Source organism: Mesorhizobium sp. M1406, from assembly GCF_040317555.1.
Lineage (GTDB): Bacteria > Pseudomonadota > Alphaproteobacteria > Rhizobiales > Rhizobiaceae > Mesorhizobium.
In genome coordinates this window covers 37,977-61,229 of sequence record NZ_JAMYKW010000008.1, presented here as the reverse complement: position 1 = coordinate 61,229, position 23,253 = coordinate 37,977, and the positions used below count along the sequence as shown (strand labels likewise).

The following is a 23,253-nucleotide window of genomic DNA, read 5'->3' as shown; positions in this document are numbered from 1 at the left end:
GTCACAGGTATCTGCGATCCTGCGCTGCCTATGAGCGGCCCCTGGGCTGCGCTGCCTATGCGCGGTCCCTGGCGTTGACATTGGTGACCTTGGCTGCCGGCGAAGGTCTCGATGGACGATCATACTTATGTCGAGCAGATCGTTTCTTTCGAGTGTTGCAAAAAAATCACAGCTGGTATGCGCGCATCGTGGTAAAAAAGGGCGTTAACAAGGGGGATTGGTGCATGCGCGCTTTCATTTTTGTCGGCTCTGTATTCGTCACGGCTTTGATGGCCGGAACGGCACTTGCCGCCGATACAATGGTCGAGTTGCCGGTCGCATCGAATTACAACTGGACGGGCGGCTACGTAGGCGCGCAAATCGGCGGCGGATGGAGCAAAGTCGATCAGCCATGGGGCTTTTCAGAGGCCAGTCCGGACATCTTCGACCAGGACGATGCGGACGGCAGCGGTGTCCTTGGCGGCGTGCACGCAGGCTACAATTGGCAATCCGGTTCCTTCGTGTTCGGTGGCGAGGCAGATATCAACGCGACGAGCATTGATGGCGACGATGGCGGAAGCGGTGGGGACATCAATGGCTTTGAGGCGCAATGGATCGGTTCCGTCCGCGCTAGGGCAGGCGTCTCATTTGACCGAATGCTGATTTACGGCACGGGCGGCTACGCATACCTGCATGGAAAAGCGGACACTCGCGATCCGGGTCGAGAGGAAAGTCACTCGGCTTCATTCAACGGATGGACGGTCGGCGCCGGCGCTGAATACGCTATTACCGACAAGATCACGGTTCGCGGCGAATATCGGTACGCGGACTTCGGCTCGAAGACCATCGTCTTCAACAACTATGTTGAAGACATTAGCCCGACCCTGCAAACCGTTACGATAGGTTTTTCATACCGGTTCTGATCGCCCGAGGCGGCAAAACGTTCCCGGAGCAGGTGCGGCGAAATCCGCGCCTACTTCTCCGACACCCCAGCCTCGGCAAAACTCGCCATCCTTACATGGCACTCCAGCGCGGAGCGGACGATGTTGACGGCGAGGCAGGCGCCGGAGCCTTCGCCGAGCCGCATGCCGAGATCGAGCAGCGGCGGCAGGTTGAGGGCTTCGAGCAGGCGGCGATGGCCGGACTCAGCCGAGACATGCGCGGCGATCGTGTGGGCGAGGCCGGTCGGATGCAGCCTGGCCAGCGGGGCTGCGGCGGCGGTGCAGACGAAGCCGTCGAGCAGCACGGGTATGTGAAGATGGCGGGCGGCCAGCGTCGCGCCGAAGATGGCGGCCAGTTCACGGCCACCGAGTGCGGCAGCGACAGCAAGCGGATCGGCAAGGGCGGCGGCGTGACGCTTCAGACCGGCTTCGATGGCGACCACCTTGCGCTTCAGGCCGGCGTCGTCGACGCCGGTGCCGCGTCCGGTCCATTTTTCCGCGCCACCGCCGAACAGCGCCGCTGAAATAGCGGCGGCCGGCGTGGTGTTGCCGATGCCCATTTCGCCGAAGCAGACGAGGTCGAGGTCTTTCGTCACCGCGTCGTAGCCGGTCGACACGGCGGCGAGGAAGGCTTTCTCATCCATCGCCGGCGTTTGGGTGAAGTCGCCGGTCGGATGGTCGAGATCGAGCGGAATGACGTCGAGTTCGGCGCCAGCCATGCGGGCAAGCTGGTTGATGGCGGCACCGCCACCGGCGAAGTTCGCCACCATCTGCACGGTGACCTCGGATGGATAAGCCGACACGCCTTGCGCGGTGACGCCATGGTTGCCGGCGAAGACGAAGACTTTTACGCGGTCGAGCTTCGGCATGTCGCGGCCCTGCCAGCGCGCCAGCCATGCAGCGATGGTCTCCAGCCGGCCGAGGCTGCCTTGCGGCTTAGTCAGCGTGTCCTGGCGACGGGCGACCGCATTGGCGGCAGTATCGCTGCCAGCCGGCAGGTCGAGGCAAGCGGCGCGCAATTCATCGAGTGATTTGAAGGGCATGGGGGCAAAGTCTCCAAAAGGAAATCAGGTCAAAGGGGAATCAGGAAAGGGCTACTGAAGCGACGAGAAGCACCGCGATTTCGCCCGCCTGCTGCAAGGCGCCGATGGTGTCGCCGGTCTGGCCACCGATCTGGTTGAGGCAAAGAGCGCGGAACGCGGCAAACAGCAGGCCGAGCAGGATGAGCGCGAAGACGGCGCCGCCCAGCCCGAGCAGGAGGAGCGGGATCGCGCCGAGCACGGCGCTGGCTGTTGCCGTTTCGGCAAAGATGGTGCCGGCGTCGGCCGACAGGCCGTCGATCCGTGCCGGCGGCAAGAGATGCATGAAGGCGCCAAGCATGCCGCGCGAGGCAGCATGTGCGGCCACAAGGGCGAAGAGCGCCTGTGTGGGGTCGACGAATTCCGACAGCGCGCTCCAGCGGATGAGCAGCGACAGGGCCAGCGCCGCCGCACCGTAGGCGCCGATGCGGCTGTCGCGCATGATATCCAGTTTTTTGCCGCGCGATTTGCCGCCGCCAAAGCCGTCGGCAACATCCGACAGCCCGTCTTCATGCAGGCAGCCGGTGGTGAGCAGGGTAGCCGCAAGGGCAAGGGCGGCCGCCGGACCCATGGCAAGGCCAAACCGTTCCGCCGTGGCAAAGACGATTGCGCCGATCAGGCCGACGACGAGGCCGGCGACCGGAGCCGCCCAGATCGCCGCGGCAAGGCCGCGGCCGCGAAAATCGAACACGGGCAGCGGCAGGCGGGTGAAGAAGACCAGGCAAAGCGCGGTGTCGTCGAGGACCTGCCGCGGTGAAAGAGCCAAGTTCTTGAACTTCATCCGCTAGCCCCTCGCAATGGCGTGGAAAAAGGTGCCGCTGACATGGCCGCGCCGATAGCCCGAGGCGCCGATCGGATTGCCCTGGCCGTCGGCGAGGTCGGCCAGCGGCTCGTCGTTGCCGGTGGCGGTCATCTGCGCATAGTGGAATTCGTGGCCACGGATCAGCGCGCCAGCCAGGCCCAGCGGGCAGTCGGCGCGCAGTCGAGCCTCGCGATAGCCCAGGTTCATCTTGCGCTTGGCGAAGCTGGTGGAGTGACCGAGCAGGCCGAGCATCTTGTGCGTTTCGCCAGACGCGTCCTCCAGCGCCTCGCCAAGCACCATGAAGCCGCCGCACTCGCCATGGATCGGCTTCGTCGCAGCGAAACGCTCCATACCGGTGCGAAAAGTCGCGGCGGCGGCGAGCCGGCCGGCGTGAAGCTCGGGATAGCCACCGGGCAGCCAGCAGACATCGCAATCCTCGTCGGGTGCCTCGTCGGCGAGCGGCGAGAACGGGACAATTTCGGCACCAGCCTTGCGCCAGTAGGCGGCGACATGCGGATAGAGGAAGGTGAAGGCGGCATCCTCGGCCAACGCGATGCGCTGACCGGGCGGCACAAGCGCGTCGTCGAAGCCGCCGGGCGCCGGGGTGAGGGGTGTCGCCAGGGCCATGATGGCATCGAGGTCGAGCGACCTTTCCGCCATGTCGGCCAGCCGGTCGAGATGCGCCATCAGGTCGTCATATTCGCCGGCCTGGACGAGACCGAGATGGCGCTCGGGCAGGTTGAGCGAGGGATCACGCAGGATGGCGCCGACGACGGGCAGGCCGATCGCCTCGATGGCGTCGCCGGACAGCCGGCGGTGACGCTCGCTGCCCAGCCGGTTGAGCACGACGCCGGCCATGCGCACGTCCGGATCATAGGTGGCAAAGCCCTTGGCGACGGCTGCCGCAGTGGTCGACTGGCCGGAGACGTCGAGCACCAGCAGCACCGGCAGGCCGTAGAGCCGCGCCAGGTCGGCCGCCGAACCGCTGCGCCCCGGCGAAGCCGGAATGCCATCGAACAGGCCCATGGCGCTTTCAAGGATGACGAAATCGGTGTCGTCCGCTGCCTGCGCCGCCAGCGCGTTGAGCAGTGACGGCGGCATCGCCCAGCTGTCGAGATTGACACCGGAAAGCCCCGTGGCTGCGGTGTGGAAGCCGGGGTCGATATAGTCGGGACCGGATTTGGCGCCCCGCACTTTCAGCCCGCGCCGGGTGAGCGCGCGCAGGATGCCGATGGTGACGCTGGTCTTGCCCGAGCCGGAGCGCGGCGCGCCGATGATGATCGCGCGAGCGGTCATGCTTCGCCTGCCAGCGCCGCGCGCATGGCGACGATGCCGCCGACGACGATCAGTGCCGGCGAGGCAAGGCCTGCGGCGGCCGCTTCCTCGGCAATGGTGGCGAGCGTGGCGACGACAGTCCGCTCCCGCGGCGTCGTCGCGGCGACGATCACCGCCGCCGGGGTCGACGGCGCCAGCCCGCCGTCCAGCAGTGCCGCGGCGATCAGGGGCAGATTGGCCATGCCCATATAGACGACGACAGGCTGGCCTGTGCGGGCGATTGCCGCCCAGTCGAGATCGTCATCGGTGCCGGCGGCGTGGCCGGTGGCCAGGATCACAGCCTTGTTGATGCCGCGCATGGTGGCCGGGATGCCGGTCGCGGCCAGCGCGCTGAGCCCCGATGTCAGGCCGGGCAGGACGCGGAACGGGATAGCTTCCCGCGCGAGGGCGAGAGCCTCTTCGCCGCCACGGCCGAAAATATAGGGGTCGCCGCCCTTCAGCCTGACGACGCGGCGGCCGCCGCGCGCCAGCCGCACCAAAAGGGCGGTGATGTCGTCCTGTTTCATCGACGGTCTGCCGCCGCGCTTGCCGGCAAAGAAGAGTTCGGCGTTTTCGGCAACGGCGACGACATCCGATGACACCAGCGCGTCGTAGACAACCGCATCCGCCTCGGCCAACGCTGCCAGCACTTCCAGCGTCAGGCAGCCGGGGTCGCCGGGGCCGGCGCCGGCCAGCCAGACATGGCCTGGCTCGAGCCGGCGCGGCTTGAAATTCAGCCGGGACAAAGCTTTTTCGAGCGTGGCGTTATCGCCGAAAATTTTAGTGCTGCCGCTCACAATCCGTCCCGTCCGCGAAAACGCCGCTGATAGTGGGCGTCGTACAATGAACTCTCGCCAAAGCCCTCCGCCGCCAGCGAGCGGCCGACGAAGATGATGGCCGTGCGCTCCATCGGGTCGGCGGCCAGCAGCGCCTCGATGGTCGCCAGCGTGCCGGTCAGCACGCGTTCGTCCGGCCAGGAGGCGCGGAAGACGATCGCCACCGGGCAATCGCCGCCATAGTGTGGGGTCAGCTCGGCGACGACGCGGTCGATGGCGTGGATGGCAAGATGAATGGCGAGCGTGGCGCCGGTGCGGCCGAAGCCGGCCAGCGTTTCGCCGGGCGGCATTTTTGATGCGCGGCCGGAAATGCGGGTCAGCACCAGGCTTTGCGCGACCTCGGGAATGGTCAGCTCACGGCGAAGTGCGGCGGCGGCGGCGGCGAAGGACGGCACACCCGGCGTCAGCGTGTAGGGAATACCATGCTTTTCCAGCCGGCGGATCTGCTCGGCCACGGCGCTCCATACCGACAGGTCGCCGGAATGCAGGCGGGCGACATCATGGCCGGCGTTATGAGCGTCCAGAAATGCGGCCTCGATCTCGTCGAGCGACATCGGCGCGGTGTCGATCAGTTTTGTCCCCGGCGCGCAGTGCTGCAAAAGCTCGGGCGCGACGATCGAACCGGCATGAAGGCAGACCGGGCAGCTTGCCAGCAGCCTTGCGCCGCGCAGCGTGATGAGGTCGGCGGCGCCAGGACCGGCGCCTATGAAATGGACGGTCATGGCGCGTCTCCGCTGATGGCGATGGCGCAAGTGACCGGGCCGAGCACCGTGCGGGGGCCGAGCAGTTTTGCACCGGCGCCGGCGACGGCAAGGGCTGATGCCTCGGAAACCGATGGCGTGCCGGCCAGATCCTGCGAGAGGTCGGAATGGCTGAGCGTGTCCGGCGAGGCGGCCTGGAGCGCTGAGTCATCGACGACGATGACCGGAAGACGCAGCGCGCGGCCAGCGGAAGGGATGGCTTCTTCATCCTTCTTCAGCGCGGCAGTCGCCAGCGCCGAAAGCGCCGTCATCGCCAGCCCATGCGCTTCCAGAGCGGTTTCTATCGCCGCAAGCACGTCCTCGACACTCACGCCCTTTCGGCTGCCGATGCCCGCGACCATCATGGCTTCAGCCAGCTCCATTGGGTGACAGGCATGGCCGGCCGCCAGGCCTGCATCGAGCCGACGGGCGAAGCGCGGGATATGGCGATCCGGGTAAGGTCACCGCCGAGCGAGACATGGCGGGCGAGAAGCAGGGTTTCCATCTCCAGCGTCACCGCATTGGCCACAAGACGGCCACCGGCGCGCAGGGCCTTGATGGCGGCGTTCAACACGCCGGCATCGCTGCCGCCGCCGCCGATGAAGATCGCGTCAGGCATGTCGAGCCTGGCAAGCGCCTTGGGCGCGCTGCCTACCACCACGACAAGGCCGGGAACGCCACAGGCGGTGGCGTTGCGGCCAATGCGGGCGGCGCGGATCGGATCGGCCTCAATGGCGATTGCGCGCATCAAGGGGTGGGCCAGCATCCATTCGATGCCGATGGAACCGGAGCCGGCGCCGATGTCCCACAGCAATTCGCCACGCCTCGGCGCCAGAGCCGACAGGGTGACGGCACGGATTTCGCGCTTAGTGATCTGGCCGTCATGGTCGAACAGATGATCGGCAAGGCCTGATGTGAGTGGCAGCACGCGCGCTTGCGGGCTAGAATCAATCTCGATGGCCAGCACGTTGAGTGGATTGATGTTTTCGAGGTCGAAGGCGTCGGCGCGGGCCGTGCGCCGATTCTCGTTTGGCCCGCCCAGCGCCTCGAGGACAGTCAGCCGCGACGCGCCGAAGTCGAGTTCGGTGAGCAGGCGAGCGATTGCCGCGGGTGCTTCGGCATCCGAGGTCAGCGCCAGGATGCGCGCGTTCGGCTGCAACAGCGGGCGGATCAGGTCGAGCGGCCGGCCATGCAGCGAGACGGTATCGATATCCTGCAGCGCCCAGCCAAGCCGCGCGGCCGCCAGCGAAACGGCCGATGGCGCCGGGATGACATGCATCTCCCGGGGCTTGACCTTGCGGGCGAGGGTGGCGCCGACGCCATGGAAGAAAGGGTCGCCGGAGGCGAGCACGCAGACGTTCTTGCCGGCAAGCGCCAGCACGTCGGCCATCTCGGCATCGAATGGAACCGGCCAAGGGCGCGCCTCGCCCTTGGCGAAGGAAGCGACAAGCGCCAGGTGCCGCTTGCCGCCGAAGATGACTTCCGCTTGGGCAATCCGCTGCTTGGCCTCGTCGCCGAGACCGGCTAAACCGTCCTCGCCGATACCGACGATGGTGAGCCATTTGGGTGTTTGCTGCTCGTTTTTTGACATGCCGCGCCGCCCCTCATCCGCCTGCCGGCACCTTCTCCCCGTATAGTGACGGGGAGAAGGGGGAAGCTCCGACGCTGACGCCTCCCTCTCCCCGTTCTTCACGGGGAGAGGATAAGGGTGAGGGGCAGCGCCGACGCGATTCAATGTGGTGCCTATGAAGAAAGTTCTGATCCTTGGCGGCACCACCGAAGCCCGGCAGTTGGCCGGAAAACTGGCCGCGCGCGCCGATTGCTCGGTCACGCTGTCGCTGGCTGGGCGCACCGAGAGCCCGGTTGCGCAGGGCGTGCCTGTACGAAGCGGAGGCTTTGGCGGTGCCGATGGGCTGGCCGCCTATCTCCGGGAGACGGGCGTCGACCTGATGATCGACGCCACGCATCCCTATGCGGCGCAAATCTCCGCCAATGCCGCGCAAGCCGCGCGCGCGGCCGGGGTGCCGATCCTTGCCCTGCGGCGCCCGGGCTGGGAGATTGTCGAGGGCGACCGCTGGACGCAGGTCGATACGGTCGGCGACGCCGTGCAAGCGCTGGGTCCCGCGCCGCGCCGCGTTTTCCTGGCGCTCGGCCGGCAAGAGGTCGCCGCCTTCGAAGCAGCGTCCCAGCACCACTATCTCGTTCGCAGCGTCGACCCGGTCGAGCCGAGGCTGGCGGTGCCGGATGCGCGCTATCTTCTGGCCCGAGGGCCGTTTCGCGAGCCCGACGAACGCGCTCTGCTCGAAGAGCATCGCATCGATGTCATCGTGTCCAAGAACAGCGGCGGTGAGGCGACCTATGGCAAGATCGCCGCGGCGCGGGCGCTTGGCATCGAGGTGATCATGATCCGACGACCTGATCTGCCGGATGTGCCTTCGGCTCAAACCGTCGAAGCGCTGGCCGCCATTGTTGATCAATTTGGGGTCGATCATTTTGTCGAGCCCGCTGCCGAACGGGGCGTGTAGACCAGCGCCGGTTTCTCCGCGCGCTTGATGATCCTGGTTTCCGGCGAGCCGATGATGATGCAGGTGGCCATGTCGGCCTTTTGCGCGTCGACGTCCGCCAGCAGATAGACCTCGATGCGCTCGTCCGGGCGGCCGGCGGCGCGGCCGAAAATCACCGGCGTGGTGCCAGGCAGGATCGCGGTCAGGCATTCAAAGGCGCGGCCGAGCTGCCAGGGGCGCGCCTTGCTGATCGGATTGTAGAGCGCGATGACGAAGCCGGCGCCGGCCGCCGCCAGCAGGCGCAGCTCGATCAGTTCCCACGGCTTCAGATTATCGGACAGCGAGATGGCACAGAAATCATGGCCGAGCGGCGCCCCGATGCGGGCGGCAACGGCAAGCATGGCGGTGATGCCGGGCACGACGGCGACATCGACCGTGCGCCATTCGGCCGGGCCGGCCTCGATCGCCTCGCAGACGGCTGCCGCCATGGCGAACACGCCGGGATCGCCGCCGGAAACTACGGCTACATCATGGCCCTCGGCCGCTTTCATCAGCGCGTCCTTGGAGCGGGCAAGTTCCTCGCGATTGTCGGAAGCGACGCGGGTCTGGTCCTGGCGCAGTTCCAGCCGATCGAGATAGGGTTTGTAGCCATAAAAGAATTTGGCCTCGGCGACGGCACGGCTGGCTTCCGGCGTGACCTGATCGGCATTGCCAGGCCCGAGGCCGATGACGGTGAGACGGCCGCTCATGCCTGGGCTCCCAGGACGCCGGGCCGGCCGGACCAGCCGGCGACCAGCACGATGGCGAAATAGGGGGCCTTGTCGTCCTGTTTGTCGGCAAGCTTCATCGAGACGCTGCCGGCCATGGTGCCACGCTCGATATAGACGGCGCGCGCCAGCTTGCCGGTGGCTTCCAGCGCCCGCCTGATCTTGGGCAGGTTGCGGCCGACCTTCATGATGACGGCGGCATCGGTGTCGGCCAGCCGGCGCGTCAGCTCGAACTCGCTCATCGTGCCCGGCAGCACGGTCAGAACGTCATCGCCCTGGACGATCGGAACACCAGTCTGCGACCAGCAGCCGGACATCGCGGTGATTCCGGGAATGACTTCTGTGGGGAATCGATGGGCGAGCCGCACATGCAGATGCATGTAGGAGCCATAGAACAGCGGGTCGCCTTCCGACAGTACCGCAACCATCCTGCCTGCGTGGAGATGTTCGGCGACCCTCTCGGCGGACTCCTCGTAGAAGGCCGTGATCTGCGACCGGTAGTCGTCGTGATCCTTGTCGATTTCGGTGGTGACAGGGTAGAGCAACGGCAGTTCCGTCATTTCAGGCCGGAACTGGGCCTCGACGATGGCGCGCGCGTTGCTGTTGTTGCCGCGCTTGGCGAAATACGCCACGACATCGGCCTCGGCCAGAGCCCGCGCGGCCTTCAGCGTCAGGAGCTCGGGGTCACCGGGACCGGTGCCGACGCCAACAAGACGACCTTTGACAAGTGCGTTCACAGGCCAGGCCTCGCCAACGAATTGAGCGCGGCGGCGGTCATGGCGCTGCCGCCAAGCCGGCCGCGCACGATGGCATAGGGAACGCCGTAGGAATTCTCTGCCAGCGCGTCCTTGGATTCGGCCGCGCCAACGAAGCCGACCGGCATGCCGATGATGGCCGCCGGCTTCGGCGCGCCGTCGCGCAACTTCTCCAGCAGATAGAACAGCGCGGTCGGCGCATTGCCGATGGCGACCACCGAACCGGCCATGCGCTCGCCCCACAAATCGATCGCGGCGGCCGAACGGGTGTTGCCGATCGCTTTGGCGATGCCGTGCGTGCGCGGGTCGCGCAAGGTGCAGATCACCTCGTTGCCGGCCGGCAGCCTGGCGCGGGTGACGCCATGCGAGACCATTTCCGCGTCGCAGAAAATTGGCGCGCCGGCCGAAAGCGCCGCACGCGCGGCGGCAACGAAATCGGTGGAGAACACGAAATGACTTGATGCTTCGACCTGGCCGCAGGCATGGATCATGCGGATGGCGACATCGGCCTCGGCTTCGGAGAAGCGCGAGAGATCTGCCTCGGCGCGGATGATCGCAAACGAGCGCTCGTAGATCGCCGTGCCGTCATGGATGTAGTCGTAGGCGGCCATGCTCATTCCTGTTGGTAAGTTCGGGCCTGTCGGTAAGCCTCGGCGATACCGTCTGGCCCGAGCCTTGTCAGGCAAGCGGCGGCGGTTTCGCCTTGATATCGTTCGCTGCGGATCATTGCCGCGACGCGGCCGATGCCACGCGCGGCGTCATAGCCCGGCCTGTAGCCGGCAGGAAGAGCCTTTGCCGTCGCGTTCACGACAAGTCCGGCTCCGTTTTCGCCCCCGATAAGGGTGAGGGCTGCTTTGCCTGGGTGGGCACAGCCCTTGGCACAGCCTGAAATGTGCAGCGTGAAGTCGAGAATGTCGGCGTTCTCGGCGGCGATCGTCTCGGCAATGTCGCGCGTGGCGATCCGGCCGGAACCGCAGGCCGGCGTGCCGGGACAAGCGGCAATGCGCGTGCGCGGGTCGGTGGGAGAGGTGACGAAGCCGAGGGTGGCGGCTGTCTGCTGGAGAGATTGGCTGGCGGCCGCCGGTTGGCCCAGGAGAAGCAAGGCGCGGCCGGGGGCGAGGCGGATTTCGGTTGTGCCGAGGGTGAGGGCGCTTCGTGCGAGGCCGATGATCTTGTCCGCCGGCATGCTGCCGTAGGGGAGGCCGATACCGAGGGCGATGGCATGGCCGCTCAAAGGGAAAAGCCCGATGGGTCGGAGATCCTTCACACCCCCCTCTGTCCTGCCGGACATCTCCCCCGCAAGGGGGGAGATCGGCAGTTCCAGCGCCGGCACTCCTTTTGCAGCCTCAGCGATTCGCACAACGTTGGTGATTGGCGAAATCATTGACGACAGCGCAATCTCCCCCCTTGCGGGGGAGATGTCCGGCAGGACAGAGGGGGGTGTGAAGGAATGCCAACCTGCGAGAGAAGCCAACTGCCTCTCCGACAAATCCCTCCCATGAGCCTCACGGCCTTTCTCGGCAACCATCCTCAGCGTAGCCACAGCGATATCGCGCGCAGCATCGTCTTCTACGATGACGAGCGGCTTCGCGTTCTGCCCATCACCCGCGACAGACACCCGCCACCGAACTCCGGCATCGATGCGCACCGCCTTCAGCCTGATATCGGCGGTCACCGAATCCAGCCCAAGCTGCCCAGCGCCATCCACGACAACCGAAACCTTCGGGCCGAGCCGTTCCGTCAGCCCGGCCTCTTCGACCGCTGCCCTGATCCGTTCCGCCAAAGGCCGCGGATCGGCGATCTCCTGCGGATCTATACCGGCAAGTGGTCCGGTCTCGACCGGCATGCCAGTGCGCACCGCAATGCCCAGCGCATCGACCTCCGCCGCCAGCACGGTCGCGCTTTCCGCCGTCAGCCCGCGTATCTGCAGGCTGCCGCGCGCTGTCACTTCCATGATGCCGTTGCCATGACGCAAAGCGGATTGGGCAAGTCCGATCAAAAGCTTCGGCGACAACCCTCCAGAAGATGGGCCTCCAGCGACCGGGTTGAGCCGCACCAGCAGGCCATCGCCGGTCTGCATGGGTGCTGCCAGAGCCGGGCAGGCGCCGCGACGCGAGAAGGCGTTCATGCCGCCACCCCAAGCGCTTCCGCCTCGGCAATCAGGGCCGTGAGATCGTCGTCGATCGAATTGCGCAAGGGATGCCAGAGGCCCCGCCGGCGCGCTGACAGGAAGCGCTCGGCGATGACTTTTGCGGCGGCGGGATTCTCGCGCAGGATGAAGGCGCGAACGGCCGGATCGCCGACATACGCATCATGAACGGCCTCGATCAGCGTTCCCGATATGGCATGCGTGGTTTCGGCAAAGCCGACCAGCCGGTCGACCGTTTCGGCGAATTCGGATGCGCCGCGCGGGCCGTGGCGCATCTGCCCTGCAATGAAGCGTGGATTGACGGCGCGGGCGCGAACCACCCGCGATACGGCCTCGCTGACCGAGCGCGGCTTCGGCTTCTGCGGATCCGTGGTGTCGAGGACGATGACATCGGCGTTCCTGCCGAGCGCCGCAAGGGCGGCCGAAAACCCGCCGATGAAGGCGACATCGGCGGAGCCTTCGAGAATGTCGCGGCCGGGGTCGTCGCCGGTGTGGACGAGAAGATCGGCCTCGGCGATGCGGCCCTCGAAGGCGCCGGGCGCCGAGATGCCTTCGCCCTCGGCGCCGCCATAGGCATGCGATGTGGCGAGGAGATAGGCGCGGCCGATCTCCTCGCGTGCCGCCCAGTCACCGGAGGACAAAAGGTCCTCGACGCCGGCGCCGTACGTGCCGGGCGAGGTGCCGAAGATACGCGGACTGATCTTGCCGTCAGCGCGGGTTCTGGCCGCGAGCGGGTTTTCGGAATCCTCCTCGCCACGGACGGCAACGGCGTTGGCGGCGGCATCGATCAGCGCGATCTGGGTCGGGAACATGTCGCGGAACAGGCCGGAGATACGCCAGGTGACATCGACGCGCGGCCTGCCAAGCGTGGCCGGCGGCAGCACCTCGATGCCGGTAATGCGGCCGGTCGCCGAGTCCCATTGCGGCCGGCAGCCCATCAGTGCCAGGCCTTGCGCGATCTCTTCGCCGCCGGTGCGCAGCGATGCCGAGCCCCAGAGGTCGATGACCAGCGAGCGCGGCCAGTCGCCATGCGATTGCACATAGCCGCGCACCACCTCTTCCGCCGCCGCCTTGCCCAGATCATAGGCGGTCGGGGTCGGCATGGTGCGCGGATCCGACGTGAACAAATTACGGCCGGTGGGCAGCACATCGGAGCGCCCCCGCGCGGGCGCCCCGGCCGGACCGGCCTTGACGTGGCGGCCATCGAGCGCCGCTAGCAGCGCCATCTTCTCGGCTTGCGCACTTTGGCGGCGCATGGCGTCGGGCTCGTCCTCGGGGGCGCGGCCATAGATATGCAGCCCGTCCTTGATGGCGAAATCCTTGAGGTCGCAGAGCCAGGCGTCGATGCGGCGCAGCGCCTCGTCGGGCGCGTCGGTCCTGGCGACGCCGGCTTCGGAGGCGAGGCCGGTCTTTTGCGCGGTGTCGACGATCAGCTTGGCCAGACGGTCGCGGCGGCGACGGTCGAGCCCGTCGGCCTGGGCGTATTCGTCGACCAGCCGCTCGAGCTTGTGCTGATCCTCATCCAACCCGGCACCAGTCAGCGGCGGCGGCAAATGGCCAAGGGTGACGGCGGCGATGCGCCGCTTGGCCTGAGCCGCTTCGCCGGGGTTGGAGACGATGAACGGATAGATCACGGGCAGGGAACCGGTGACGATCTCGGGAAAACAGTTTTCCGAGAGCGCAACGGTTTTGCCCGGCAGCCATTCCAGCGTGCCATGGGCGCCGACATGGACCAGCGCATGAACGCCGAGCGATTTGCGCAGCCAAAGGCCAAAGGCGATCAGTGCATGGCGCGGCGGCAGTGTCGGGTCGTGGTAGTCGGCGCGGCGATCGGCGGCGCGGCCGCGGTCTGGGGCCAGCGCCACGGTGATGTTGCCGAAGGTGGCGGCGCGGAAGGGGAATTTGGCAGAGGTGTGCGCTTGAACACCCCCCTCTGTCCTGCCGGACATCTCCCCCGCAAGGGGGGAGATTGAGCTGTCATTGCTGCTTTCGCCAACTACGAACGTCGCAGAATGAGCGACGGCGGCGGAACTGCCAATCTCCCCCCTTGCGGGGGAGATGTCCGGCAGGACAGAGGGGGGTGCCTCGCGCAAACCTGTCTCGCCTTCAGCCTTGCCCCAAGCGGCTTCTACGGCTGTGATGGCCTCGGCGGGCAACTCTTTTGAGAACCCAACATAGTCTTCCAGCCCCAGCCCTTCGCCGCTCCGCGCCAGCAGCCCCAGCAACCCACGCGGCGTCTCCGGAATCCCCTCAACACCATAACCCTCCTCCCTCAGATCATGCAGCATGGCCAACACGCTGGACGGCACGTCGAGGCCAACGGCATAGCCGGTGCGGCCCGGGGCACTGGGATAGTCCGGAATCAGAATGGCCAGCTTGCGCGTCGCGCGGGGCGTCTCCCGTAGGCGGATAAAGGCCGCTACACGATCAGCCACCTGCGCCACGCGATCCGCTTCCGGCCGGTTGGCGAAGGCGCGGTGGCCGAGTGCCGGGTCGACCTCGCTCTCGCCCTTGAAGGAAATCGCGCCGGCGAGGATGCGGCCGTCGAGCTCGGGCAGCACGACATGCATGGCAAGGTCGGCGGGCGCCAGGCCGCGCTGGTTGTTCTGCCAGATGTCGCGGCGGGTGGTGGCGACGATGACCTGGAAGACAGGCACGCCGGCGCGGTCGAACAGGGTTTCGACGCCAGGTTCGGCACCGGAGGCGAAAGCGGTCGCGGTGATGATTGCCGCGGGCTTCAACGCGGCGAGCGCTGTTTCCACGAAGACAAGCGACGCCGGATCCTTCAGGCTGGAGACGAAGATGGGGACCGGTGCGATGCCGCGCTGGCGGAGCGCCTCAAACAGGGCATCGATGGGCGCGACATCAGCGGCGAGCAGCATCGAGCGGTAGAACAGGATCGGCACGACCTTTCCCTCCCCCTCGAGGGGAGGGTGGCCCGAAGGGCCGGGTGGGGTCGGTTCGACCGGACTCGACGCCTCTTTAAGTCGGCGCGCTGCGGAGAGGACACCACCCCCGGCCTGCGGCCGGACCCTCTCCTCGAGGGGAAGGGGGACGACGCCGCGTTCGGGGTCGTAGTAACCGGCTTTCGGCACTGCGACCGGCTCTGCTACGTCCGCATCGGATCCCGCCAACCTTGCCAGCCTCCGCACCAGCGCGCTCATATTCGCCGGGCCGCCCTCGCGGAAATAGTCGAGCAGGCCGTCGAGTTCTTCGCGCGGCAGCGTCGAGGCTTCGATCAGGCGCAGATCCTCGTCGCGGCATTCGCCGGGCAGCAGCGCCAGTTTTATGCCGCGCTCGCGGGCGGTCGAGGCAAGCTGGTCGCAGCCGTAGCGCCACCAGTCGTAGCCGCCGAGGATGCGGACGAGGATGATTTTGGCGTGGCGGGCGACGCTATCGACCCAGAGGTCGACGGACATGGGATGGCGCAGATCACGCAGGGCGGCCAGCCGCATCGAGGGCAGGCGGCCGGCATCGGCCTTCCACGCGGCCGCAAGGCCTGCGAGATCGCTGTCGGTGAAGGACAGGGCCACGATATCCGCCGGCATCTGCCGCAGATCGACCGGCTCGGCGAGGTCGTCGAGCGAGGCGGATGTCGTGGTTAGGATGTGCATCGCGACCCGTGTCCGAAATCAGCCGGCGAGTATACGCTCGATAGCCGGGCGGTTCAGCCCCTTGAGGCCGATGACGACGAGGCGCGAGCGGCGGTCGTCCGTGGCGGTCCAGGCGCGGTCATAGTAGTGGTTGACGCGCGGTCCGACGGCCTGCAGCAGCAGCCGCATCGGCTTGCCGCCGACCTCGACGAAGCCCTTTACGCGCAGCACGTTTTCTTCCTCGGCGGCGGTGGCGACGCGCTTTGCCAGTTCATCGGGATTGGCGATCGAGGCAATGTCGACGATGAACGTGTCGAAGTCGTCATGCTCATGGTCGAATGCGCCGTCATGATGGGACTTGCGGTTTTCGATGTCATCCTCGACGGCCAGACCCAGGCCGAGCAGCACCGAGGGATCGACCTTGCCGTGCGACGTCGGCACGATCTTCACCGCGCGAGCGGAGTGTTCGTTGATGATGGCATTGGCGCGGGCGGTGCCGGCTGCGTCCATCAGGTCGCTCTTCGACAGGATGATCAGGTCGGCGCAGGCGATCTGGTCCTCGAACACCTCCTCGACCGGATCGTCGTGATCGAGCGTCTCATCCTGGGTGCGCTGCGCCTGCAAGGCATCCATGTCGTTGGCGACGCGGCCGTCGGCCAGCGCCGGGCCGTCGACCACGGCGATCACACCATCGACGGTGACGCGGCTCTTCACGCTTGGCCACTGGAAAGCCTGGACCAGCGGCTTGGGCAGCGCCAGGCCCGAGGTCTCGATCAGGATATGGTCGACCCTCGGCGTCAACGCCAGGATCTGGTCGAGCGCCGGGACGAAGTCGTCGGCGACGGTGCAGCAGATGCAGCCATTGGCCAGTTCGACGATGTTTTCCTCCGGGCAGGTATCGATGCCGCAGCCTTTCAGGATCTCGCCATCGATGCCGATGTCGCCGAATTCATTGACGATGATGGCAATACGCTTGCCGCCGGCGTTTTCCAGGAGATGGCGGACCAGCGTCGTCTTGCCGGCGCCGAGAAAGCCGGTGACGACGGTGCACGGAACACGGGAGACGGAAACTGTCATTTCAAGTCCTTCAGCATGTCGAGGGGAGGGATGCGGGCAACGAGGCCGCGCTTCAGGCTGTCGGGACGGCCGCGCCACGGGATCAGGCCGTCGGTCGAGGTGGCGAAGAGCTTGGCGCCGGTAACGAGGTCGGCGCCGCTGGTCGCGGTCAGGTCACCGAAGACATAGCTCCAGCAGCCGTCGCGCAGGATGGCGGCGCTGAGACGTCGCTTGCAATTGCCGAGGCATTCAACGCCGCGGACACGAATGTTGTCGCCAGATGCGGCGCGGCGCGTGTCGTCCGCCAGCAGTTCGCCGGCGCGAGGATGGGCGTCGGAGCCGGTCTCGTCGCGACAGGAGGCGCAGACGATCACGGTGACGCCGGCCAACGCATCATCATGCCCGGACGAAACATCCGCTGTGCCAGCCGAAAAACTGCTGTCGTGGTCCAAAGATCGGCTCCTTGCCCGGAAACCCGCCGGGCGATCGGATTCTATAGTCGCGGACGGCAGGTCTCCTGGCTCGCGGGTCATCGCCTTGGTAGCCGCCTTCCCGGGACCATCCCAGTGGCTTTCGGCCTTGGCTCTTCGCTTACAGTTGCGGGGACAGCCGCGGATTTGGGACAGATATCCCTCACCGCATTCCCTCTTGGCTCCTCTCGTTGAAGAGAAGAGACCGTCTCGACCGGGATTTAGGCTTTTGCGGGTAGCGGTGTCAACGCGAGCTTACGACACGGTTAGGTCGGCCAACGCCGGACCCAAGTCACCGGCGGACGTCACTTCGATGTGTTCGAGGCCGAGCCAGCCCTGCATCTGCTTCAATTCCTCGAACAGTTCGACGGCGGTCCGCGGCGGCGCGTTGGGCTCGGCGTAGGCGGCGTGGACGCGCAGGACGCCGGCCGGCCGGTCGGCCTTGAGATCGACGCGCGCCACGATCCTGTCGCCGAGCAGGAACGGCAGGACGTAATAACCGTATTGCCGCTTGTCGGCCGGCGTGTAGATCTCGATGCGGTAGTGGAAGTCGAACAGGCGCTCGGTGCGCGACCGCTCGAAGACGACCGGATCGAACGGCGCCAGCAAGGCTCGGGCCTCGACCTTGCGCGGCAGGCGGGCGTCCCGGTGAAGATAAGCCGGCTTGTCCCAGCCTTCGACACGCACCGGCAAAAGCTCGCCTGTTTCGACCAGTTCCTCCAGCCGGCCCTTCATGTCCGCCGGCGACAGCCGAAAGTAGTCGCGCAAATCGCCTGATGTCGCGATGCCGTGGGCGCGGGCCGAAATGCGCAGCAATTCGCGGTGCGCGTCCTCGGCGGCCGGCACCGGCAGATCGAGGATCGCCTGCGGCAGCACACGCTCGGGCAGATCATAGAAGCGTTCGAAACCGCGACGGTGCGCAGTGGTGATGCGCCCGGCCCAGAACAGCCATTCGAAGGCATGCTTGGAGTGGCTCCAGCCCCACCAGCCGCCCGAGCCCTTCTGGCCTTCGAGCGCGGAAGCGGCGATCGGGCCGCGATCGGCGACATGGCGGTAGATCTCTTCGATATAGGCGGCGTGTTCGCGGCCCCATTTGGCGAGGCCCAGATACATCTCATCGCCGCGCTCGGCCCGTTCCATGCGCCAGCGCATCAGCGGGTATGTCTCGACCGGCAGGAAGGAAGCCTCGTGCGCCCAGTATTCGAACACCGTGCGCTTGCGCGTCACGGCCGCGTTGTCGAGCAGAGCGAGCGGGTAGGGGCCAAGGCGCGAATAGAGCGGCATATAATGGGCGCGCACCACCGCGCTGACGGAATCGATCTGCAGCAGGCCGGTGCGGGCCAGTACCCGGGCGAAGTGCCGGCGGTTCGGCGTGCCGATTGGGCGGGGATCGAGAAACCCTTGGGCGGCAAGCGCGATGCGCCGGGCCATGGGGAGCGAAATCTTTTCCTTCATGCAGGCGTCACTCTGAGGGCGATTTGAGGGGGTGATTCCGGCCGATGCTAGCAGGGTTTTGGCGGCAACCATGTCAGGAGAGAAAAGTGGAGTAAAAAGCGAAGGAAATCAAACAAGAGCGGATCGGACCAGTTTGCCGCGATATGCCGTCCAGGTCGGTCTTTTGAACAAGGTTTGACTTGCTTCGCTGGAAGTGCTGCGCTAACCCTCGCCGCGTTGCAGCATAGGCCCTTAAAACGGTTCAGCGGTTAAACTGTCACGCTTCCGCATTAGGGTCCGGTGCTGTAATCAACGTGGATTGGCGCCAACGGAAAGCCGAGCATGAACGCACTCTTGAGCTCATACCTGCCCATCGTCCTATTCATCGGCGTGGCGCTGGTTGTCGGCCTGGCGCTGCTGGCCGCGCCCTTCCTGGTGGCCTACCGCAATCCCGATCCCGAAAAGCTCTCCGCCTACGAGTGCGGTTTCAACTCGTTCGATGACGCCCGCATGAAATTCGACATCCGCTTCTACCTGGTGTCGATCCTGTTCATCATCTTCGACCTGGAAGTGGCCTTCCTGTTTCCGTGGGCTGTGTCGTTCTCGAAGATCGGCATGCTCGGCTTCTGGTCGATGATGGTGTTTTTGGCGGTGCTGACCATCGGCTTTGCCTATGAATGGAAAAAAGGAGCGCTGGAATGGGATTGAACGATAGTTCAGGCACCCTCGTCGCGCCGAAGCCCAAAGGTATCATCGATCCCAATACCGGCCAGCCGGTAGGGGCGGACGATCCCTTCTTCCTCGAGATCAACAATGAGCTGGCCGACAAGGGCTTTCTCGTCACCTCGACCGAGGCACTGATCACGTGGGCGCGCAGCGGTTCGCTGATGTTCATGACCTTCGGTCTTGCCTGCTGCGCGGTCGAGATGATCCACACTTCGATGCCGCGCTATGACAGCGAGCGCTTCGGTGTCGCGCCGCGCGCGTCTCCGCGCCAGTCCGACATCATGATCGTTGCCGGCACACTGACCAACAAGATGGCGCCGGCGCTGCGCAAGGTCTACGACCAGATGCCCGAGCCGCGCTACGTCATCTCGATGGGCTCCTGCGCCAATGGCGGCGGCTACTACCACTATTCCTATTCGGTGGTGCGCGGCTGCGACCGCATCGTGCCGGTCGACATTTATGTGCCCGGCTGCCCGCCGAGCGCCGAAGCGCTGCTTTACGGCATTCTTCTCTTGCAGAAGAAGATCCGCCGCACCGGCACGATCGAACGGTAAATCCATGACCGCATCCCTGAGTGAACTGTCGACCTATCTCGGCGAGAAGCTGATCGACCGCGTGAATGACGCTGATATCGCCTATGGCGAGCTTACCATTCACGTCGAGCCGCGCGATCTGGTCGAGGTGATAACCTTCCTGCGCGACGATGCGCGCTGCCAGTTCATCTCGATCATCGACGTCTGCGGCGCCGACTATCCGTCGCGGGCCAAGCGCTTCGACGTCGTCTACCATCTCCTGTCGCCGAAGCAGAACGTACGCATCCGCGTCAAGGTGCAGGCCGACGAGGAAACCATGGTGCCGTCGATCACCGGCGTGTTCCCCGGCGCCGACTGGTTCGAGCGCGAGGCCTACGATCTCTACGGCGTGCTATTCTCCGGCCATCCCGATCTGCGCCGCCTGTTGACCGATTATGGTTTCGAAGGCCATCCGCTGCGCAAGGATTTCCCGCTGACCGGCTTTGTCGAAGTGCGCTATGACGACGAAGCCAAGCGCGTCATCTACGAGCCTGTGGAACTGAAGCAGGAATTCCGCAATTTCGATTTTTTGTCCCCGTGGGAAGGTACTGATTACGTCCTGCCGGGTGACGAAAAAGCGAAGCAGTGAATGGTGAATAGTGAATGGTGAATGGACAAGACGCCGGAAGCTATACGCGATTATCGCGATCTCATCGTCTGGAAAGAAGCGATGGATATCGCCGAGGAAATCTATGTTTTGACGCGCGGGTTTCCGCGCGAGGAATTGTATGGAATCACATCCCAGATGCGACGTTGCGCAGTCTCAATCCCGGCGAATATAGCGGAAGGGTTTGGTCGCGCACAGCGACGAACGTTCATTCAGTTTCTTCGCATCGCACAAGGTTCCTTGAAGGAACTGGAAACACATACCATGCTTTGCATACGGATCGGGTTGTTGTCCCAGGAGCAGGCAGCGAAGCTGGAACCGAGCTACACAAAGCTCGGCAAGAGGCTGGTTTCGTTCGTTCGGTCGCTGGACCAGGATGGGGCACGCGCATGACCATTCACCATTCACCATTCACCATTCACTCATCGCCAAGGGCGATCCATGGCTGAGACCTCCGTCCGCAATTTTAACATCAACTTTGGACCTCAACACCCTGCAGCGCATGGTGTTTTGAGGTTGGTTCTCGAACTTGACGGCGAAGTCGTCGACCGCGTCGATCCGCATATCGGGCTCTTGCATCGCGGCACGGAAAAGCTGATCGAGGCCAAGACCTATCTGCAGGCGATCCCCTATCTGGACCGGCTCGACTATTGCGCGCCGATGAACCAGGAGCACGCCTTCGCGCTGGCCGCCGAGCGGCTGCTCGGCATCGACGTGCCGAAGCGCGGGCAGTTGATCCGCGTGCTCTACTGCGAAATCGGCCGCATCATGTCGCACATCCTCAATGTGACGACGCAGGCGATGGATGTCGGTGCGCTGACGCCGCCGCTGTGGGGCTTTGTCGAGCGCGAAAAGCTGATGGTGTTCTATGAGCGCGCCTCCGGCTCGCGCATGCATGCCGCCTATTTCCGTCCCGGCGGTGTCCACCAGGACCTGCCGCAAAAGCTGGTCGAGGATATCGGCAAGTGGATCGACCCGTTCCTGAAGTCGATCGACGACCTCGATCAGTTGCTGACCGGCAACCGCATCTTCAAGCAGCGCAATGTCGATATCGGCATCGTCACATTGGCCGACGCCTGGGCCTGGGGCTTTTCCGGCGTCATGGTGCGCGGCTCGGGCGCGCCCTGGGACCTGCGCAAGTCGCAACCCTATGAATGCTATTCGGAAATGGATTTCGACATTCCGATCGGCAAGAACGGCGACTGCTTCGACCGTTACCTCGTACGCATGGAAGAAATGCGTCAGTCGGCGAAGATCATGCGCCAGTGCGTCGACCTCTTGCTCGGCAAGGAAAGCACCGGCCCGGTGTCGAACCTCGACGGCAAGGTGGTGCCGCCCAAGCGCCAGGCGATGAAGCGCTCGATGGAAGCGCTGATCCATCACTTCAAGCTCTACACCGAGGGTTATCGCGTGCCGGCCGGCGAGGTCTATGCGGCGGTCGAGGCGCCGAAGGGCGAATTCGGCGTCTATCTGGTCTCCGACGGCTCCAACAAGCCCTACCGCTGCAAGCTGCGCGCGCCTGGTTTTGCGCATCTGCAAGCGATGGATTTCCTCTGTCGTGGCCACATGCTGGCCGACGTCACCGCCGTTCTCGGCTCCCTCGACATCGTGTTTGGTGAGGTCGATCGCTAATGTCAGTCCGCCGTCTCGCAGAAGCCAGCGTCCAGCCAGCCTCCTTCGCCTTCAACCGGGCGAACGCGGCAGCGGCGAAGCAATGGATCAAGAAGTACCCGAAGGGCCGCGAACAGTCGGCCATCATTCCATTGCTGATGATAGCACAGGAGCAGGAAGGCTGGGTGACCAAGGCGGCGATCGAGACGATTTCCGACATGCTCGGCATGCCCCGGATCCGCGGGCTCGAGGTCGCGACCTTCTACACGCAGTACCAGCTGAATCCGGTCGGTACGCGCGCGCATATCCAGGTCTGCGGCACAACGCCCTGCATGCTGCGCGGCTCGGAAGCGCTGATGGATGTCTGCCGGTCGAAGATCCACCACGACCAGTTCCACACCAACGACAAGGGCACCTTGTCGTGGGAAGAGGTCGAATGCCTCGGCGCCTGCGTCAACGCGCCGATGGTGATGATCTTCAAGGACACTTTCGAAGACCTCACTCCGGAACGGCTGGCCGAGATCATCGATCTCTACGGCGCCGGCAAGGGCGCCTCGGTGCCAACGGGGCCGCAGAACGGCCGCACCGGCTCGGAGCCGGCCTCCGGCCTCACAACCTTGAAGAGTGAAAAGGCGATCCTCAAGTCGACCCGCGACAGGGAAGCCAAGGCCGCGACCAAGGCCGCCCAGGCGGCGCCTGATGCGATCATCGCCACGGTCGCACCAATAGCGGCTGCCGCTCCGGTTGGGCCTTCGAAGGCCAGCAAGCCGAAAACCGATGCGCCGGAGACCAGCCCGGCGCTGAAATCGCCTTCGCCGGTCAAGGTGGCGCCGGCCGTTGAAAAGGCGGCGAGCGTTTCGGCACCGTTGCATTCGGCCGCCAATGCCAACAAGGCGGACCCCGAGGTCGAGCAGGTTTCCAAGCAGCGCAGTGGCCCCAAGAACAAGGCCGAGCCGGCTTCTGCCTTCAAATCGCCGGAGGTCAAGGTGCCAGCCGCGAAGGCGGCCAAGCCGGCCAAACCGTCGCTCGAGGACAAGAACCGTCCGGCCGGTATCGACAGGCCGGCGCTGGTCGATGACCTCAAGCTGATTTCCGGCGTCGGGCCGAAGATCGAAGGCATCCTGCATTCGCTGGGCATCTTCACCTTCGCCCAGGTCGCTTCGTGGAAGAAAGCGGAGCGCGAGTGGGTGGACGGCTATCTCTCCTTCCAGGGCCGCATCGACCGCGACGACTGGGTCAAGCAGGCCAAGGCGCTCGCCAAGGGCGGCGTCGCCGAATACATCCGCGTCTTCGGCAAGAAGCCGGTCTGAGGGACGAA

General features: G+C 65.4%; 23 protein-coding genes and 1 riboswitch. Of the genes, 8 read left to right on the top strand and 15 right to left on the bottom strand.

Features of this window, described 5'->3' with window-relative positions; all coding sequences use genetic code 11:
- Window positions 1–224 precede the first annotated feature (224 nt).
- Complete coding sequence (locus NKH03_RS10085; protein WP_352968254.1) at window positions 225–902, top strand: outer membrane protein; 678 nt, start codon at window positions 225–227, stop codon at window positions 900–902.
- 50 nt (window positions 903–952) lie between these two features.
- Here NKH03_RS10085 and cobT read toward each other — a convergent pair whose 3' ends face one another.
- The 7 genes from cobT to cbiE are packed head-to-tail and all read right to left on the bottom strand — an operon-like array spanning window position 953 to window position 7,282.
- Window positions 953–1,963, bottom strand: coding sequence for a nicotinate-nucleotide--dimethylbenzimidazole phosphoribosyltransferase (cobT, locus tag NKH03_RS10080; protein WP_352968253.1), 1,011 nt, complete (start codon window positions 1,961–1,963; stop codon window positions 953–955).
- A gap of 40 nt (window positions 1,964–2,003) precedes the next feature.
- A complete protein-coding gene (gene cobS, locus NKH03_RS10075) occupies window positions 2,004–2,780 on the bottom strand; it encodes an adenosylcobinamide-GDP ribazoletransferase (RefSeq protein WP_352968252.1) in 777 nt (258 codons plus the stop codon).
- A 3-nt stretch (window positions 2,781–2,783) separates the two neighbouring features.
- Complete coding sequence (locus tag NKH03_RS10070; RefSeq protein WP_352968250.1) at window positions 2,784–4,097, bottom strand: cobyrinic acid a,c-diamide synthase CobB; 1,314 nt, start codon at window positions 4,095–4,097, stop codon at window positions 2,784–2,786.
- The gene (gene cobA / locus NKH03_RS10065) at window positions 4,094–4,912 is read right to left on the bottom strand and encodes a uroporphyrinogen-III C-methyltransferase (protein ID WP_352968249.1); all 819 of its coding nucleotides are present in this window, start codon (window positions 4,910–4,912) and stop codon (window positions 4,094–4,096) included. Before cobA ends, NKH03_RS10070 begins: the two co-directional genes overlap by 4 nt.
- Window positions 4,909–5,673: a precorrin-4 C(11)-methyltransferase gene (gene cobM / locus NKH03_RS10060; RefSeq protein WP_352881016.1), complete on the bottom strand. Its 765-nt coding sequence runs from the start codon at window positions 5,671–5,673 to the stop codon at window positions 4,909–4,911. The genes cobA and cobM overlap by 4 nt, the downstream gene beginning before the upstream one ends.
- Window positions 5,670–6,056 (bottom strand): cobalamin biosynthesis protein, encoded by a 387-nt coding sequence (locus NKH03_RS10055; RefSeq protein ID WP_352968248.1) that lies wholly within the window; start codon window positions 6,054–6,056, stop codon window positions 5,670–5,672. The genes cobM and NKH03_RS10055 overlap by 4 nt, the downstream gene beginning before the upstream one ends.
- Window positions 6,053–7,282, bottom strand: a complete 1,230-nt coding sequence (cbiE, locus tag NKH03_RS10050; RefSeq protein ID WP_352968247.1) for a precorrin-6y C5,15-methyltransferase (decarboxylating) subunit CbiE — start codon at window positions 7,280–7,282, stop codon at window positions 6,053–6,055. The genes NKH03_RS10055 and cbiE overlap by 4 nt, the downstream gene beginning before the upstream one ends.
- 154 nt (window positions 7,283–7,436) lie before the next feature.
- Here cbiE and NKH03_RS10045 point away from each other — a divergent pair, with 154 nt between their 5' ends.
- Window positions 7,437–8,216 carry a cobalt-precorrin-6A reductase gene (locus NKH03_RS10045; protein ID WP_352968246.1) on the top strand — a complete coding sequence of 260 codons (780 nt, stop codon included), beginning with the start codon at window positions 7,437–7,439 and terminating at the stop codon, window positions 8,214–8,216.
- On the opposite strand, the gene NKH03_RS10040 is transcribed toward NKH03_RS10045, so the two are convergent.
- The 8 genes from NKH03_RS10040 to NKH03_RS10005 form a co-directional block, all read right to left on the bottom strand.
- Window positions 8,180–8,944: a precorrin-3B C(17)-methyltransferase gene (locus NKH03_RS10040; RefSeq protein WP_352870950.1), complete on the bottom strand. Its 765-nt coding sequence runs from the start codon at window positions 8,942–8,944 to the stop codon at window positions 8,180–8,182. The genes NKH03_RS10045 and NKH03_RS10040 overlap by 37 nt on opposite strands.
- Complete coding sequence (locus NKH03_RS10035) at window positions 8,941–9,699, bottom strand: precorrin-2 C(20)-methyltransferase (RefSeq protein WP_352870952.1); 759 nt, start codon at window positions 9,697–9,699, stop codon at window positions 8,941–8,943. The genes NKH03_RS10040 and NKH03_RS10035 overlap by 4 nt, the downstream gene beginning before the upstream one ends.
- Complete coding sequence (locus NKH03_RS10030; RefSeq protein WP_352968245.1) at window positions 9,696–10,328, bottom strand: precorrin-8X methylmutase; 633 nt, start codon at window positions 10,326–10,328, stop codon at window positions 9,696–9,698. The genes NKH03_RS10035 and NKH03_RS10030 overlap by 4 nt, the downstream gene beginning before the upstream one ends.
- Window positions 10,329–10,330: 2 nt before the next feature.
- Window positions 10,331–11,845, bottom strand: a complete 1,515-nt coding sequence (cobG, locus tag NKH03_RS10025; RefSeq protein ID WP_502913499.1) for a precorrin-3B synthase — start codon at window positions 11,843–11,845, stop codon at window positions 10,331–10,333.
- Window positions 11,842–15,480 carry a cobaltochelatase subunit CobN gene (locus NKH03_RS10020; protein WP_352968244.1) on the bottom strand — a complete coding sequence of 1,213 codons (3,639 nt, stop codon included), beginning with the start codon at window positions 15,478–15,480 and terminating at the stop codon, window positions 11,842–11,844. Before NKH03_RS10020 ends, cobG begins: the two co-directional genes overlap by 4 nt.
- Before the next feature lie 18 nt (window positions 15,481–15,498).
- Window positions 15,499–16,536: a cobalamin biosynthesis protein CobW gene (cobW, locus tag NKH03_RS10015; protein WP_352881003.1), complete on the bottom strand. Its 1,038-nt coding sequence runs from the start codon at window positions 16,534–16,536 to the stop codon at window positions 15,499–15,501.
- Window positions 16,533–16,967 carry a DUF1636 family protein gene (locus tag NKH03_RS10010; RefSeq protein WP_352870958.1) on the bottom strand — a complete coding sequence of 145 codons (435 nt, stop codon included), beginning with the start codon at window positions 16,965–16,967 and terminating at the stop codon, window positions 16,533–16,535. Before NKH03_RS10010 ends, cobW begins: the two co-directional genes overlap by 4 nt.
- Before the next feature lie 38 nt (window positions 16,968–17,005).
- Window positions 17,006–17,209: riboswitch (cobalamin riboswitch) on the bottom strand.
- A gap of 31 nt (window positions 17,210–17,240) precedes the next feature.
- Window positions 17,241–18,440: a winged helix-turn-helix domain-containing protein gene (locus NKH03_RS10005; RefSeq protein WP_352968243.1), complete on the bottom strand. Its 1,200-nt coding sequence runs from the start codon at window positions 18,438–18,440 to the stop codon at window positions 17,241–17,243.
- Between the two features lie 321 nt (window positions 18,441–18,761).
- On the opposite strand from NKH03_RS10005, the gene NKH03_RS10000 reads away from it, so the two are divergent.
- The 6 genes from NKH03_RS10000 to NKH03_RS09975 are packed head-to-tail and all read left to right on the top strand — an operon-like array spanning window position 18,762 to window position 23,245.
- Window positions 18,762–19,127 carry an NADH-quinone oxidoreductase subunit A gene (locus tag NKH03_RS10000; protein WP_010910112.1) on the top strand — a complete coding sequence of 122 codons (366 nt, stop codon included), beginning with the start codon at window positions 18,762–18,764 and terminating at the stop codon, window positions 19,125–19,127.
- Window positions 19,118–19,699 carry a NuoB/complex I 20 kDa subunit family protein gene (locus NKH03_RS09995; RefSeq protein WP_352870961.1) on the top strand — a complete coding sequence of 194 codons (582 nt, stop codon included), beginning with the start codon at window positions 19,118–19,120 and terminating at the stop codon, window positions 19,697–19,699. Before NKH03_RS10000 ends, NKH03_RS09995 begins: the two co-directional genes overlap by 10 nt.
- Before the next feature lie 4 nt (window positions 19,700–19,703).
- Window positions 19,704–20,306 carry an NADH-quinone oxidoreductase subunit C gene (locus tag NKH03_RS09990; protein WP_352880999.1) on the top strand — a complete coding sequence of 201 codons (603 nt, stop codon included), beginning with the start codon at window positions 19,704–19,706 and terminating at the stop codon, window positions 20,304–20,306.
- A gap of 21 nt (window positions 20,307–20,327) precedes the next feature.
- Complete coding sequence (locus NKH03_RS09985) at window positions 20,328–20,717, top strand: four helix bundle protein (RefSeq protein WP_352870963.1); 390 nt, start codon at window positions 20,328–20,330, stop codon at window positions 20,715–20,717.
- Window positions 20,718–20,765: 48 nt separating this feature from the next.
- Window positions 20,766–21,956 (top strand): NADH-quinone oxidoreductase subunit D, encoded by a 1,191-nt coding sequence (locus tag NKH03_RS09980; protein WP_352632484.1) that lies wholly within the window; start codon window positions 20,766–20,768, stop codon window positions 21,954–21,956.
- Window positions 21,956–23,245: an NADH-quinone oxidoreductase subunit E gene (locus NKH03_RS09975; RefSeq protein ID WP_352968242.1), complete on the top strand. Its 1,290-nt coding sequence runs from the start codon at window positions 21,956–21,958 to the stop codon at window positions 23,243–23,245. The genes NKH03_RS09980 and NKH03_RS09975 overlap by 1 nt, the downstream gene beginning before the upstream one ends.
- The last annotated feature ends 8 nt before the right edge of the window (window positions 23,246–23,253 follow it).